Origin of the sequence: Streptomyces rubrogriseus, assembly GCF_027947575.1 — a bacterium.
In the GTDB taxonomy this organism is placed as follows: domain Bacteria; phylum Actinomycetota; class Actinomycetes; order Streptomycetales; family Streptomycetaceae; genus Streptomyces; species Streptomyces rubrogriseus.
In genome coordinates this window covers 7264846-7278899 of the sequence record NZ_CP116256.1, presented here as the reverse complement: position 1 = coordinate 7278899, position 14054 = coordinate 7264846, and the positions used below count along the sequence as shown (strand labels likewise).

13 protein-coding genes are annotated in these 14054 nt (G+C 72.9%); 7 read left to right on the top strand and 6 right to left on the bottom strand.

All coding sequences use genetic code 11. The features are described 5' to 3' along the window. Nucleotides 1-64: 64 nt before the first annotated feature. The gene (locus tag Sru02f_RS32595; RefSeq protein ID WP_174855147.1) at nt 65-1732 is read right to left on the bottom strand and encodes a fumarate hydratase; all 1668 of its coding nucleotides are present in this window, start codon (nt 1730-1732) and stop codon (nt 65-67) included. A gap of 255 nt (nt 1733-1987) precedes the next feature. Between Sru02f_RS32595 and Sru02f_RS32590 the strand changes: the two genes are divergently transcribed. Further along, on the top strand, nt 1988-2671 hold the full coding sequence (locus tag Sru02f_RS32590) for a DUF1707 SHOCT-like domain-containing protein (RefSeq protein WP_109033217.1): 684 nt from the start codon (nt 1988-1990) through the stop codon (nt 2669-2671). 105 nt (nt 2672-2776) lie between these two features. Continuing rightward, nucleotides 2777-3154, top strand: coding sequence for a WhiB family transcriptional regulator (locus Sru02f_RS32585; protein WP_109033218.1), 378 nt, complete (start codon nt 2777-2779; stop codon nt 3152-3154). Nucleotides 3155-3350: 196 nt separating this feature from the next. Here Sru02f_RS32585 and glpX read toward each other — a convergent pair whose 3' ends face one another. Continuing rightward, on the bottom strand, nt 3351-4382 hold the full coding sequence (glpX, locus tag Sru02f_RS32580; protein WP_109033219.1) for a class II fructose-bisphosphatase: 1032 nt from the start codon (nt 4380-4382) through the stop codon (nt 3351-3353). 135 nt (nt 4383-4517) lie between these two features. Here glpX and Sru02f_RS32575 point away from each other — a divergent pair, with 135 nt between their 5' ends. Continuing rightward, nucleotides 4518-5042: a DUF4245 domain-containing protein gene (locus Sru02f_RS32575; protein WP_109033220.1), complete on the top strand. Its 525-nt coding sequence runs from the start codon at nt 4518-4520 to the stop codon at nt 5040-5042. Nucleotides 5043-5290: 248 nt separating this feature from the next. Here Sru02f_RS32575 and Sru02f_RS32570 read toward each other — a convergent pair whose 3' ends face one another. Continuing rightward, on the bottom strand, nt 5291-5881 hold the full coding sequence (locus tag Sru02f_RS32570; RefSeq protein WP_109033221.1) for a malonic semialdehyde reductase: 591 nt from the start codon (nt 5879-5881) through the stop codon (nt 5291-5293). 217 nt (nt 5882-6098) lie between these two features. On the opposite strand from Sru02f_RS32570, the gene Sru02f_RS32565 reads away from it, so the two are divergent. From Sru02f_RS32565 to Sru02f_RS32550, 4 genes are all read left to right on the top strand, one after another. Then, nucleotides 6099-7430 (top strand): nucleotide sugar dehydrogenase, encoded by a 1332-nt coding sequence (locus Sru02f_RS32565; protein ID WP_109033222.1) that lies wholly within the window; start codon nt 6099-6101, stop codon nt 7428-7430. Next, nucleotides 7427-8890: a glycosyltransferase family 2 protein gene (locus Sru02f_RS32560; protein WP_109033223.1), complete on the top strand. Its 1464-nt coding sequence runs from the start codon at nt 7427-7429 to the stop codon at nt 8888-8890. Before Sru02f_RS32565 ends, Sru02f_RS32560 begins: the two co-directional genes overlap by 4 nt. A gap of 100 nt (nt 8891-8990) precedes the next feature. Beyond that, nucleotides 8991-10550 (top strand): polysaccharide deacetylase family protein, encoded by a 1560-nt coding sequence (locus Sru02f_RS32555; RefSeq protein ID WP_109033225.1) that lies wholly within the window; start codon nt 8991-8993, stop codon nt 10548-10550. Nucleotides 10551-10659: 109 nt separating this feature from the next. Beyond that, nucleotides 10660-10890: a DUF4287 domain-containing protein gene (locus tag Sru02f_RS32550; protein ID WP_167469699.1), complete on the top strand. Its 231-nt coding sequence runs from the start codon at nt 10660-10662 to the stop codon at nt 10888-10890. Here the strand turns inward: Sru02f_RS32550 and Sru02f_RS32545 are convergent. From Sru02f_RS32545 to Sru02f_RS32535, 3 genes are all read right to left on the bottom strand, one after another. After that, a complete protein-coding gene (locus Sru02f_RS32545; protein WP_109033227.1) occupies nt 10887-11156 on the bottom strand; it encodes an exodeoxyribonuclease VII small subunit in 270 nt (89 codons plus the stop codon). The genes Sru02f_RS32550 and Sru02f_RS32545 overlap by 4 nt on opposite strands. Nucleotides 11157-11165: 9 nt before the next feature. Next, nucleotides 11166-12374 carry an exodeoxyribonuclease VII large subunit gene (gene xseA, locus Sru02f_RS32540; RefSeq protein ID WP_003973922.1) on the bottom strand — a complete coding sequence of 403 codons (1209 nt, stop codon included), beginning with the start codon at nt 12372-12374 and terminating at the stop codon, nt 11166-11168. Nucleotides 12375-12658: 284 nt separating this feature from the next. Further along, entirely contained in the window at nt 12659-14041 is a 1383-nt protein-coding gene (locus Sru02f_RS32535) for an APC family permease (protein ID WP_109033228.1), read from the bottom strand. Between the last annotated feature and the right edge of the window lie 13 nt (nt 14042-14054).

Sequence of the window (14054 nt, the reverse complement as noted above, 5' to 3'; positions counted from 1 at the left end):
GGCGGGGAGCGGCGAAAGGCCGGTCCGGACGGAGCCGGACCGGCCTGCTGCCTAGGAGTGAGCGTTACGCCAGGCCCGGCCCCCGTACCGGAATCGTCGTGAACGTCGGTGCGGGCGCCGGGTCCTGGAAGAAGTCGTTGCCCTTGTCGTCCACCACGATGAACGCCGGGAAGTCCTCGACCTCGATCTTCCAGACCGCCTCCATGCCCAGCTCCTCGTACTCGACGACCTCGACCTTCTTGATGCAGTCCTGCGCGAGCCGCGCCGCGGGCCCGCCGATCGAGCCCAGGTAGAAGCCGCCGTGCGCGTCGCACGCGTCGGTGACCTGCTTGCTCCGGTTGCCCTTGGCCAGCATCACCTTGGAGCCGCCCGCCGCCTGGAACTGCTCGACGTAGGAGTCCATGCGCCCGGCGGTGGTCGGACCGAAGGACCCGGAGGCGTAACCCTCGGGCGTCTTGGCCGGGCCCGCGTAGTACACCGGGTGGTCCTTGAGGTACTGCGGCATCTCCTCGCCCGCGTCCAGCCGCTCCTTGATCTTGGCGTGCGCGATGTCGCGGGCCACCACCAGCGGACCGGTCAGCGACAGCCGGGTCTTGACCGGGTGCCTGGTCAGCTCGGCGAGGATGTCGTCCATCGGCTGGTTGAGGTCGACCTTGACGACGTCACCCTCCTCCGCCAGCTGCTCGTCCGTGGTCTCCGGCAGGAACCGCGCCGGGTCGGTCTCCAGCTGCTCCAGGAAGACGCCCTCGGCGGTGATCTTCGCGACCGCCTGCCGGTCCGCCGAGCAGGACACCGCGATGGCGACCGGGCAGGACGCCCCGTGCCGGGGCAGCCGCACCACGCGCACGTCGTGGCAGAAGTACTTGCCGCCGAACTGCGCGCCGATGCCGATCCTCTGGGTCAGCTCGAAGACCTTCTCCTCCAGCTCCTTGTCCCGGAAGCCGTGCCCGAGCTCCGAGCCCTCGGCCGGGATCTCGTCCAGGTAGTGCGCGGAGGCGTACTTCGCGGTCTTCAGCGCGTACTCGGCCGACGTGCCGCCGACCACGATCGCCAGGTGGTACGGCGGGCAGGCGGCCGTGCCCAGCGAGCGGATCTTCTCCTCCAGGAACTTCATCATGGAGGACTCGTTCAGGACGGCCTTCGTCTCCTGGTAGAGGAAGGACTTGTTGGCCGAGCCGCCGCCCTTCGCCATGAACAGGAACTTGTAGGCGCCGCCGTCGGTCGCGTACAGCTCGATCTGGGCCGGGAGGTTGGAGCCGGTGTTCTTCTCCTCCCACATGGTCAGCGGGGCCATCTGCGAGTAGCGCAGGTTCAGGTTCTTGTACGCGTCGTAGATGCCCCGGCTCAGGGCCTCCTCGTCGCCGCCCTCGGTGAGCACGTTCTGGCCGCGCTTGCCCATGACGATCGCCGTGCCGGTGTCCTGGCACATCGGCAGCACGCCCGCCGCCGCGATGTTCGCGTTCTTCAGCAGGTCCAGGGCGACGAACTTGTCGTTGCCGGACGCCTCCGGGTCGTCGATGATGCGGCGCAGCTGTGCCAGGTGCGCCGGGCGCAGGTAGTGCTGGATGTCGTGGACGGCCTTCTCGGCCAGCTTGCGCAGGGCCTCCGGCTCCACCTTGAGGAAGGTCCGCCCGTCGGCCTCGAAGGTGGAAACACCCTCGGCGGTCACCAGCCGGTACGGAGTGGTGTCCTCGCCCTGGGGGAGCAGATCGGTGTACGCGAACTCAGGCATCTCGCCCATTCCTCACTCGACATCACGCGCGGCTGGATTCCTCAGCAACGACGGCTGGCCTCCATTGGCAGCGTCAACCAGCGTAAAACCTGCCGACGACGCCGAGCTTGTGAGGTAAGGCTCAGTGGAGCCGGCCCCGGTTCCGGCCCGGCCCGGCCCCGGTTCCGGCCCGGCCGGGTTCCGGTCCGGCCCGGTCCGCGACAAGGTTGTCCACAGGGCTAGTCGCGATCTATCGCGTTTCGGTACGCTACTGCCGTGGACCTTCAGAAGCACGCCCCAGCCGCCGCCCCGCGCACCTCCGAGCTGCGCGCCTCGGACGCCGACCGCGACCGCGTCGCCGACATGCTGCGCGAGGCCCTCGCCGAGGGACGGCTCACCGCCGACGAGCACGCCGAGCGCGTCGAGGGCGTGCTGGCCGCCAAGACCGTGGGCGAGCTGGACGTCTTCGTGCGCGACCTGCCCGCCGCCCACCGCGGCCGGGAGACCACCGCCCCGGCTCCCCACCGCCCCACCGCCGACGCCATCCCGGCGGAGCCCGACGAGAACGTGGTGGCGGTCTTCAGCAGCGCCGTCCGCAAGGGCCGCTGGCGGGCGAACCGCCGCATCCACGCCTACGCGGTCTTCGGCAGCGTCGAGATCGACCTCAGCGAGGCGGTCTTCGAGTACCAGCAGGTCGTCATCAAGGCGTTCTCCGTCTTCGGCAGCGTCGAGGTGCGCGTCCCGGAGAACGTGTCGGTGCGCGGTGCCGGCGGCAGCGTGCTCGGCAGCTTCGAGGTCCACACCCTCGACTCCGACGAGGCCGAGGCCCCCGTCATCTACATGGACGGCTGGGCCGTACTGGGCAGCGTGGAGGCCCGCCCCAAGCGCGGCAAGGTCGTCGCCGACATCCTCGACCGGGTGCACCGACGCGTCGAGAAGGGTTTGCGCAAGCACGTGTAGGACGGCACCGGCAGCGGTCGGGAACCCAGTGCATAGGCGCGCGTACAACGGGTAAGCCTTGACGCATCGTCTCTCGCTAGCGAAGCCGTCGTCAGGAGTAGACCCGTGCTGCAACCGCCGCATTCGTCCCTGCAGGTAGCTGCCGTTCCGGCCCAGCGGGGGCCCGTGCGGGACAGGGACCAAGACGCTCCCTGGCACACCGAGGCGGTGTGCCGGCGCGACGAGGCCGGACTGTTCTTCGCCCCCTCCAAGGAACCGACCGCCGCCCGGCTCTCCCGCGAAGAGGCCGCCAAGCGCGTCTGCGCGCGCTGTCCGGTCATGGTCGAGTGCCGCGAACACGCCCTCCTGCAGCCCGAGCCCTACGGCGTCTGGGGCGGCCTCACCGCCGCCGAACGCCGCGTGGTCCTGGCCCGACGCCGCCGCCGCGACGTGGAACTCAAGAACGCCGCCCGCACGACGGGCCGCATAGCGGCGGCCGGCTAGAACCCAGACACCCGAAAGGGCACCCTCTCCGCACAGAGGGTGCCCTTTCGACGCCGGGGAGCGCAGTCAACCAAGGGGCGCGGGGCTGTGTCCGATCTGCGGCTCCGCCGCGTGGGCGCGACCAGCCACGACGCACCCGCACCCGCCACGCGACAGGCACCCCCAGCTCAACAGGCGCCCCGCGACACCGACGGAGTCACTTCGCCCGGTCGAAATCCACCGCGCTGTACGCCCGCAGCTTGCTCAGCCGGTGCTCGGAGTCGATCCGCCGCACCGTCCCCGACTTGGACCGCATCACGATCGAGTCGGTCGTCGCCGTCTCCGAGCGGTACCGCACCCCGCGCAGCAGCTCGCCGTCGGTGATGCCGGTCGCGACGAAGAAGACGTTGTCCCCGGAGACCAGGTCGTCGGTGGTCAGCACCCGGTCCAGGTCGTGCCCGGCGTCGACCGCGCGCTGCCGCTCCCCGTCGTCCTTGGGCCACAGCTTGCCCTGGATGGTGCCGCCCAGGCACTTCACGGCGCAGGCCGAGATGATGCCCTCCGGCGTGCCGCCGATGCCGAGCAGCAGGTCGATGCCGGTGCCCTCGCGCAGGGCCAGGATGGAGCCGGCCACGTCGCCGTCGGAGATCAGCTTGATCCGGGCGCCGGTCTCCCGGACCTCCTTGATGAGGCCCTGGTGCCGCGGCCGGTCGAGGATGACGACGGTGACGTCCTCGGGCGTGCGCCGCTTGGCCTTGGCGATCCGGCGGATGTTCACGGCGACGGGCGCGTTGATGTCGACGAAGTCGGCGGCCTCGGGGCCCGTGACCAGCTTGTCCATGTAGAAGACCGCGGACGGGTCGAACATGGAGCCGCGCTCGGCCGCGGCCAGCACCGCGATCGCGTTGGTCATGCCGTTGGCGGTCAGCGTGGTGCCGTCGATCGGGTCGACGGCGATGTCGACCTCGGCCCCGGTGCCGTCGCCGACCCGCTCTCCGTTGAAGAGCATCGGGGCCTCGTCCTTCTCGCCCTCGCCGATGACGACGACGCCGTTCATCGAGACGGTGTGGACGAGGGTCCGCATGGCGCGTACCGCGGCACCGTCGGCGCCGTTCTTGTCACCGCGCCCGACCCAGCGGCCCGCGGCCATCGCCGCGGCCTCGGTGACCCGCACTAGCTCCATGGCGAGGTTGCGGTCGGGGGCCTCCGAGGGGACGTCCAGCTCGGACGGGAGATGATGCTCGGTCATCGGAACGCACCTTTCTGATACGACGACGGCCGGATGAGGGTATGGCCACGACTCTATCGTCAGTCCGACAAAATGAGCAGGGGACCCCACGTATGAGCGGAGCGGGCACCTGCGACGATAGGGGGCGTGGCAGGTATGAAAGGCAAGCAGAAGTCGGCCCGGGACATGATTCTGTCCCTCGGGGTCATCGTCCTCGCGGCGGGCGTGATCTGGATCTTCATCCCGCACGACGACGGCGAACCGGACGTCAAGCGGGTCGACTACCGGGTCGAACTGCTGACCGCGCAGCGCGCCGCGTCGTATCCGGTGGCGGCGCCCGAAGGGCTGTCCGAGGACTGGAAGCCGACCTCCGTCCGCTTCCGCGGTGACGACTCCGACGCCTGGCACCTGGGGTTCCGGGCCCCGGACGGCGAGTACGTGGCGGTCGAGCAGTCCACGAAGAAGCCGTCCACGTTCATCCGCGACGCCAGCCAGGGCGGGGAGGCGACCGAGCGGACCGAGGAGATCGGCGGCCGGACCTGGACGCGGTACACGGGCGGCCGGTACGACGCGCTGGTGCTGGACGGCACCGGCGACATGAAGGGCGCGACGACGGTCGTGGCCGGCACCGGGTCGTTCGAGCAGCTCGGCAAGATGGCGGCGGCCCTGAAGCTGGCCTGACCGGCCACCGGCCACCCTCTACATGAAGGGCGCGACGACGGTCGTGGCCGGCACCGGGTCGTTCGAGCAGCTCGGCAAGATGGCGGCGGCCCTGAAGCTGGCCTGACCGGCCACCGGCCACCCTCTACCGGCCCCCGGCTACCAGCCCCCGGCCCCCGGGTGCACGGCCCGGATCGCACACCGCACAGCACGACGAAGCCCCCGGCAGCTCGCCGGGGGCTTCGTCGTGGTGTGCGGTGCCGCGTGACTCAGACCGTGGTGACGACCTGGTCGTAGGCCAGCCGCGGGGAGCGCGGGAACCAGGCGTCCGGGCCCGGACGGCCGATGCTCACGACCATCAGCGGGGTGTGGTCGTCGTCCAGGAACTCCTTGCGCACGCCCTCGAAGTCGAGGCCGGTCATCGGCCCGGCGGCCAGGCCCGCGGCGCGGACGCCGACGATGAAGTACGCGGCCTGGAGGGCGGCGTTCAGGGTGGCCGCGCCCTCGCGGACCGGACGCTCGCTGAAGAAGGCGTCCTTCGCGGCGGGGAAGTGCGGGAAGAGCTCCGGCAGCTCCTCGTGGAACTCGTTGTCCGCGGACAGGATCGCGACCAGCGGGGCGGCGGCGGTCTTCGGCCGGTTGCCCTCGGCCATGTGGGCGACCAGGCGCTCGCGGGCCTCGGGGGAGCGGACCAGCGTGATGCGCAGCGGCGACTGGTTGAAGGCGGTCGGGCCGTACTTGACCAGGTCGTAGATCGCCTGCACCTGCTCGTCGGTCACCGGCTCGTCGGTGAAGGTGTTCGCCGTGCGGGCCTCGCGGAACAGCAGGTCCTGGGCGGCGGGGTCAAGAACGAGAGACATGCGTGATCTTTCTCCGGGGATGCGTCGGCTCCGCGCGGTGTGGGGACCGGGGGCCGTTGACGCCGACGACACTACGCCAAAGAAGTTCAAGCTTCAACCAAAAGGGGATTGCGGTGATCCGCTTCACACGCCCGCCCGAGTGAAGGGGCCCTGGCGTGTACGGCGGCGCGTGTGTCGGGGGAACCGGCCTCTGCGCGGTGCGCCTATATGACGAAAGGTGAAATTCAAGTCGGACAGTACGCACCTTGATGTATCCGGACCAACCGTCGCGGTCGTGGGGCTCGGCTATGTGGGCCTCCCCACCGCACTCGCCCTCTGCGACGCGGGCGCCACCGTCATCGGCGTCGACAGCAGTCCGGAGCGGCTGCGGGACATCGCACGCGGAGCCGTGGACCTGCTCCCGCTGCACCACGCGCAACTGGCCTGCGCCTCGGCAGGCGACCGCTTCCGGCTCACCCCGGACGCCACGGCGGTGCGCGACGCCGACGCCGTGGTCATCTGTGTGCCCACCCCCGTCGACGCCCGGCGCCGGCCCGATCTCGCCGCGCTGTCCGCCGCCTGCGCCTCGGTGGTGGAGCACGCCGTGCCCGGCCAGTTGGTCGTGCTCACCTCCACCAGCTACGTCGGCACCACCCGCGACCTGCTGGTCGAACCGCTGCGGGCCCGCGGGCTCACCGTCGACGAGGACGTGTACGTCGCCTTCGCCCCCGAGCGGATCGACCCCGGCAACGAACGCCACACCCCCGAACGCACCCCGCGCCTGGTCGGCGGCGCCGGACCGCGCAGCAGCCGCGCCGCCGCGGACCTGCTGGCCCCGACGGCCTCCGCCGTCCGGACGGTCCCCGACCCCGAGACCGCCGAGATGGCCAAGCTCTGGGAGAACACCTACCGCGCCGTCAACATCGCCCTGGCCAACGAACTCGCCGACGCGTGCCACTCCCTCGGCCTGGCACCGGCCCCGGTGATCGAGGCCGCCGCGACCAAGCCGTACGGCTTCATGCCCTTCTACCCGGGGCCCGGCGTCGGCGGTCACTGCATCCCGTGCGACCCGCACTACCTGCTCTGGCAGTTGGGCAAGGTCCGGCAGCAGGCGCCGCTGGTCGCCACCGCCCTCGCCGCCAACAGCCGCCGGCCCGCACGGATCACCGAACGCGCCCTCGACCTGCTCGCGGACGCCGCCGTCCCCGCGCGCGGCGCCCGCGTCCTGCTGATCGGCGTCGCCTACAAGGAGGGCGTGGCCGACGTCCGGGAGAGCCCCGCCCTGGAGATCCTCGCCGGGCTCGCCGAGGCCGGCGCGCACGTCGCGTACTGCGACCCCCTGGTGCCCTCGCTCCGCGTCGGCGGGGACGCGCTGCACCACCTGCCCGACCCGCACACCCGGCCCTGGGACCTGGTCGTCCTGAACACCGTCCATCCCGTGCACGACCTGACCTGGCTGTGCGCCGACGACGCCCCGCCCGTCCTGGACACCCGCCAGCGCGGCCCGCTCACCAAGGCGGCGGCGCGGGCCGCCACCGGCGTCCCTCCCGCCGCGGAGGCCACCGCATGACCGTCCTGCGCCCCGGGCACGGCCCGGCCACCCCGGTCCGCTCCGCCGCCCGCCACCGGCTCGGCACCCGCCTCGACGCCCTGGACCCCCGCGTCCGCCGCGACGTCGTGCGGCTGCTCACCCTGCTCGCCCTGCTGCCCCTCCTGCTGCTGCTGGCCCGCGGCGCCGTCCGCCTGCCGCACGCCTTCGACCCGCTCGCGCTCTACGGCCTGGCGGTCCTGGCCGGCACCGTCTGCCTCCTCCACCTCGCCTACAGCCGCTACGACGACCCGGCCGTACGCCCGGTGCGCAGCCGCCCGCGCCACGCCGAGGCCTTCCCGGCCCTGCCCGCGCGGCCCCGGGTGAGCTTCCTGCTGGCCGTACGCAACGAACGCGCGCACATCGAGGCCTGCGTGCGCTCCATGGCCGCCGTGGACTACCCCGACCTGCAGCTCGTCGTGGTCGACGACGCCTCCGACGACGGCACACCGGACGTGCTGGAACGCCTCGCCGCGGAGCTGCCGCTCACCCTGATCCGGCTGGAGCAGAACCTCGGCAAGAAGGGCGCGCTGGTCCGCGCCTGCGCCGTCGCCGACGGGGACGTGCTGCTGTTCACCGACTCCGACTGCGTCGTCGCCCCGGACGCCGTACGGCACTGCGTGACCGCCCTGGTCCGGCACCCCGAACTGGGGGCGGTCAGTGGACACTGCCGGGCACTCAACACCGACGCCGGTCTGCTGGCCCGGATCCAGGACATCTGGTACGAGGGGCAGTTCCGGATCAGCAAGGCCGCCGAGGCCGCCTTCGGCTCGGTGACCTGCGTCTCCGGACCGCTCGCCGCCTTCCGCCGGGAAGCTGTCTGGAACTACCTGCCCGCCTGGGCCGAGGACCGCTTCCTCGGCGCCCCCTTCCGCTTCGCCACCGACCGCCAGCTCACCGGCTACGTCCTGGGCCAGGCCTGGCACGGCCGCGCCCTCAAGGACCGGCACGCCGACTCCCCCTTCGTCCGCGACCACGACTACCCCGAGCTGCGCTGGGAGGTCGGCTACACCCGTGCGGCCCGCGTGTGGACCCGGGTGCCGTCCCGCCCCGGCTCCTTCCTGCGCCAGCAGATCCGCTGGAAGAAGAGCTTCATCAGGAACCTCTTCTTCACCGGCCGCTTCATGTGGCGCCGGGGCCCGGCCGCCGCCGCCCTGTACTACGGGCACGCCCTGTGGGTGATCGCGGCACCGGCCCTGGTCGTACGGCACCTGCTGTGGGCCCCGCTGCACCTGGCCGGCCTGCTGACCCTGCTGTACCTGGGCGGGGTCGTCCTCAAGGGCTGCGTCTGGGGCCTCGCCTACCGGCTCGACCACCCCGGGGACCGCGCCTGGCGCTGCCGCCCCCTGATGAGCCTGCTGTCCTGCTGCGTACTGGCCTGGCTGCTGCCGTACGCCCTGCTCACGCTGCGCCGCGGCGTCTGGTCGAGGAGTGCCGCATGAGAGTCCTGCTGAGCGGGCTGGGCCGCTCGCTCGCCGTCGGCCTCACATGCGCCGCCGTCGCCCTGGTCTACGTGTTCGTCGTCACCCGGGGACGGTGGCTGTGAGAAGCGACGGCTCCCGTGTTGACCGGCCCCGGCGGACGCCGGACGGGCGCCCACTGCTGCGCGTCGCCCTCGGACTGCTCACGGCGGCCGTCGTGGCCCTGCCCTTCACCGCCGCCTGGCAGTACGACGCCCTCCGGCACGCGGTGGCCGAACAGGCCGCGCCTCCCGTCTCCGGCGACGGCGGCCCCGGCCCCGGCCCCGGCGCGGACGCCAAGGCGGCGCCCGCCGGGAACGCGCCCGTGGTCCTCGCCTACCACGACGTCGGCCCCGACGACCGCAGCCGCTACACCGTCACCCCGGAGCACCTCGACGCCCAGCTGCGCGCCCTGCGCGACGCCGGCTACCGCACGCTGACCACCCGGGAGTTCACCGACTTCCTGCGCACCGGCCGCGCCCCGGGACCGCGCACCGTCCACCTCACCTTCGACGACGGCACGCACGGACTGTGGACGCACGCCGACCCGGTCCTGGCCAGGTACGGAATGAAGGCGGCCGCCTACCTGATCACCGGACAGGTGGGCACCCACCGGCCGTACTACCTCTCCTGGCCCGAGGTGGAACGGATGGCGCGGTCGGGGCGCTGGGACTTCCAGGCCCACACCCACCTCAGCCACGAACGGGCGGCGGTGGACGCCGCCGGACACGAGCGGTCGGTGTTCACCAACCGGCTGTGGCTCGCGGACGAAGGGCGCGTGGAGACCTCCGACGAGTACCGGCGCCGGGTCGCGGAGGACCTCGACCGGTCGGTCCGCGACCTCGTGCGGCACGACCTGCCCCGCCCCCGGCTCTTCGCCTACCCCTTCTCGGAACGGCTGGACGAGTCCAACCTGGACGCCAGCGACGCCGACGCCCTGCGGTCCATGCTGCGGGAGCGTTTCACGGCCACGCTCACCAACAGCGCGGCGCGTCCGCTGCCGGCCGGGCCGCGTGCGGCCGCCGCCGGACAGGTGCAGCGCCTCGAGGTCACCCGGGACACCACCGCGGCCGGTCTGCTGCGCGAACTGGCCCGCCGGGCCACCGTGACGCCGCAGGACGCCGACCGGCCGCTGTCCCACCCGGCGCACTGGCAGACGACCGGTGCCACCGGGCAGACCGGGCCCGGGATGCTCACCGGCGACAGCCGTCCCCCGGCCGGCACGGCGTACGCCTCGGCCGACTACCGCCCGTTCGCCACCGCCGACTGGACCGACTACCGCCTGCGCGCCGCCGTCGGAGGCCTGCACGGCACCTCCAACAGCGTCGGCATCACCTTGCGGGCGGGCAGCGAACACCCCGTGTCGCTCTCCGTCGGCCACCACACGGCGAGCCTCACCACGCAGGACCCGGAGGGAACCGGCGACCGACGGAGCTGCCGGCTGAAACCCTCCGCCACCCACCGGATCACCGTCTCCGTGACCCCGCGGCACGTGCGGGTGAGCGTCGACGGCGAGAGCTGCGCGACGGTCCGCGCGGGCCGGTGGCGGGCCCCGGAGGGCGCCGGGGGCTTCTCGCTCAGTGTGCGCAACGACGGGCCGGAGCGGCAGTGGCCCCGCTTCACCTCGCTGACGGTCGGGTGACGCGCATCACACGCGGCCGCCGATCACTTCCCGCGCCGGCCGCGGTCTCAAGGGCACAACACCACTCGTGACCCGTACCCCGCACCTCGTCCCCAGGGAGCGCATCGACATGACCGCCACCGTGAAGGGCCCGGCCTCGTACTTCCCGTCCATCGAGAAGAAGTACGGCCGCCCGGTCGCGGAGTGGAAGGACCTCATCCGGTCCTCGCCGCTCACCAAGCACATGGAACTCGTCGCCTGGCTCAAGGCCGAGCACGGCATGGGCCACGGACACGCCAACGCCCTCGTCGCACACACCCTGGCCGAGGGCCCTGCGAAGGGCCCGGCCCGGGAGGCCTAGTCGGCCCCGCCGCCGTCCGCGCCGGAGGCTCCGTCCTCCGGGTCCGCCTCCTCGGCCAGCGCCGCGTCCAGGCGGGCCCGCGCGCCGTCCAGCCGGCGGCGGCACACCTGCGCCAGCTCCTCGCCCCGCTCCCACAGGGCGAGGGACTCCTCCAGCGTCGTGCCGCCGGCCTCCAGCCGCCGGACGACCTCGATCAGCTCGTCCCGCGCCTGCTCGTACCTGAGCGCCTCGGACATCGCCGTCGGCTGCTCCACCTCGCTGGTCATCCACCCACCCTATGCGTCGACTCGTACGGAGAAATCGCCCTCGGACACCCGCGCCCGCAGGGTCTCGCCGGGCTCCACCTCGCCGGGGTCGCGGACCGCGTGGCCGTCGGCCCGCTGGAGCACCGCGTACCCGCGCTTGAGGGTGGCGGCGGGGGAGAGGGCCACCACGCGCGCGTGCGTGTGCGTCAGCTCGGAGTCGGCCCGGTCGAGGTGGTGCCGCAGCGAACGGCGTCCCCGGTCCAGGAGCGCCGTCACCTGCTCGGCCCGCTCCTCGATCATCCGGTGCGGGTCCTGTATCGACGGCCGGGCCAGCGCGTGGGCCAGCCCGCGCTCCTCGCGGTCGACGAACGCCGCCACGCACCGCCGGGCGCGGTCCCGCAGCAGCCGTACCCGCTCGTACTCCTCGCCGACGTCCGGCACGACCTTCTTCGCGGCGTCGGTCGGCGTGGAAGCGCGCAGGTCGGCCACCAGGTCGAGCAGCGGGCTGTCCGGCTCGTGGCCGATCGCCGAGACGACCGGCGTACGGCAGGCGGCGACCGCCCGCACCAGCTGCTCGTCGGAGAACGGCAGCAGGTCCTCCACGCTGCCGCCGCCGCGCGCGACGACGATCACGTCCACGTCGTCCCGCGCGTCCAGCTCCTTCACCGCCTGCACCACCTGCGGCACCGCGTGCACGCCCTGCACCGGGACGTTGCGCACCTCGAAGCGGACGGCGGGCCAGCGGTGCCGGGCGTTCTCCAGGACGTCCCGCTCGGCGGCCGAGGCCCGCCCGCAGACCAGCCCGATCAGCTGCGGCAGGAACGGCAGCGGCTGCTTCCGCTCCGCCGCGAACAGCCCCTCGCGCGCGAGCGCCTTCTTCAGCTGCTCCAGCCGCGCCAGCAGCTCACCGACGCCCACCGGCTTGATCTCGGCGGCCCGCAGCGACAGCTGCCCCCGCGGCGCGTACCACTCCGGCTTCGCGTGCACGACCACCCGCGCGCCCTCGCCGACCACGTCCGCCACGGCGTCGAACACCTGCCGGTAGCAGGTCACGCTCACGGAGATGTCGTACGACGGGTCGCGCAGTGTCAGGAACACCACACCGGCGCCCGGCCGCCGCGACAACTGCGTGATCTGCCCCTCGACCCAGACCGCGCCGAGCCGGTCGATCCAGCCCCCGATCAGCCGGGACACCTCGCCCACGGGCAGCGGACTTTCGGGGGTCGAGTTGGCAGCCATGCGCCCGAGCGTAACGGCCGGGTCCGACAATCAGGCCCCGGCGAGCCCGTTCCCCCCACCCGCCGACCGCACCACCGCCCCAGTCCGCGCCGACCTCCCCCTCCCGCCGCCTCTCCGCCGCGCCCGTCGCCCCCGCGGTCCTGGCTCTCCGGCTCGCGCCGAGTCCGTGGCCCCCGCGTCTGTCGGTCCTTCGGACCCGGCCCTTGAACCGGGTCGAGCCCGTGTCCCTGCGGCCCGGTCACCCATCAGCCGCGTCGAGCCGGTGTGCACGCGCGGCCCACGCCTCACGCCCCCGTCGTCTCCGCGTCGCGCCGCCCCCTCCACTGCGCCGCCAGCACCGCCAGACCCACCGCCAGCCAGATCGCGCCGACCACCTGGGCGGTCCCGGACGCCTCCACGATCACCGCGATCGTGATCGCCGCGCCGAGCACCGGCACCAGCAGATGCCGCCACCAGCTCACCCGGCCCGCGCCGCGCCGCACCACGAACCAGCCCACCACGCTCGCGTGCAGCAGCGTGAACGCGGTCAGCGCGCCCACGTCGACCACCGAGACCAGGTGGTCGAGACCGTCGTCCCGGCGCGCCGCCCACACCGCCGCCGCCATGGTGATCACCGCCGACACCAGCAGCGCCACGCGCGGCACCCCGGCGTCCGTCCGCGCCAGCACCCCCGGCAGCCGCCGGTCCCGGCCCATCGCGAACAGCAGCCGCCCGGCCGCCGCCTGCCCGGCCAGCGCCGCGAACGCCGCGCCGATCGCCTTGCTCACCGCCACCAGATCGTGCAGCCACGTGCCCACCGACGCGTCCACGGCGTCGTAGAACGCCGACCCCTGCCGCTCCGGCTCCGCCGCGAGCTGCGCCGACGACACCGGCTCGAGGAGCGCCACCAGGTACGTCTGCGCCACGAACAGCACGCCCGCCAGCGCCAGGCAGAACAGCAGCGCCCGCGCGACCTTCGCCGAACCGCCGGTGACCTCCTCGGCGAACGTGGCGATCGCGTCGAAGCCCAGGTACGACAGCACCGCCACCGACACCGCCCCGACCACCGCCGACAGCGCGAACGCCCCCTGCGTGCCGTCCCCCGACAGCGGCGACAGCCAGTCGCGCTCGGCCCCGTCCTGCGCCAGGACCACGATCGCCGTCGCCACGAAGACGATCAGTACGACGATCTCCATGGCGAGCACCAGGAAGCCCACCCGGGCCGCCGTCCGCACCCCCCACAGGTTCAGCAGCGTCGTGACGACCACCGCGATCGCCGTCCACACCCACCGCGACACCTCGGGGACCAGCGCCTCCATGGCGATGCCGGAGAAGAGGTAGGCCACCGCAGGGATGAGGACGTAGTCCAGCATCGCCATCCACCCGGCGACGAACCCGGCCCCGTTGCCGAGACCCGCGCGCGCGTAGGCGAACACCGACCCCGCCTGGGGGACCACCCGCACCATCTGCGCGTAGCTGAACGCGGTGAACGCCATCGCGACCGTGGCGACCAGGTAGACGAGGGCGACCGCACCGTGCGACTTGGCGTCCAGCGTGCCGAACACGCCGACCGGCGCCATGGGCGCGATGAACAGCAGCCCGTAGACGACCAGGTCCCTGAAGCCGAGACTGCGCCTCAGCCGCTGTTCCCCACCGGCCTCCGGGGCCGTCGTACCGCTCTGCGCCATGGTGCCTCCGCCA

Excerpts from the sequence above, each read along its gene's own strand:
- Sru02f_RS32595 (WP_174855147.1), bottom strand. The coding sequence starts at position 1,732 with ATGCCTGAGTTCGCGTACACCGATCTGCTCCCCCAGGGCGAGGACACC.
- glpX (WP_109033219.1), bottom strand. The coding sequence starts at position 4,382 with ATGACCGAGCATCATCTCCCGTCCGAGCTGGACGTCCCCTCGGAGGCC.
- Sru02f_RS32535 (WP_109033228.1), bottom strand. The coding sequence starts at position 14,041 with ATGGCGCAGAGCGGTACGACGGCCCCGGAGGCCGGTGGGGAACAGCGG.
- Sru02f_RS32560 (WP_109033223.1), top strand. The coding sequence starts at position 7,427 with ATGACCGTCCTGCGCCCCGGGCACGGCCCGGCCACCCCGGTCCGCTCC.
- Sru02f_RS32575 (WP_109033220.1), top strand. The coding sequence starts at position 4,518 with ATGAAAGGCAAGCAGAAGTCGGCCCGGGACATGATTCTGTCCCTCGGG.
- Sru02f_RS32570 (WP_109033221.1), bottom strand. The coding sequence starts at position 5,881 with ATGTCTCTCGTTCTTGACCCCGCCGCCCAGGACCTGCTGTTCCGCGAG.
- Sru02f_RS32550 (WP_167469699.1), top strand. The coding sequence starts at position 10,660 with ATGACCGCCACCGTGAAGGGCCCGGCCTCGTACTTCCCGTCCATCGAG.
- xseA (WP_003973922.1), bottom strand. The coding sequence starts at position 12,374 with ATGGCTGCCAACTCGACCCCCGAAAGTCCGCTGCCCGTGGGCGAGGTG.
- Sru02f_RS32545 (WP_109033227.1), bottom strand. The coding sequence starts at position 11,156 with ATGACCAGCGAGGTGGAGCAGCCGACGGCGATGTCCGAGGCGCTCAGG.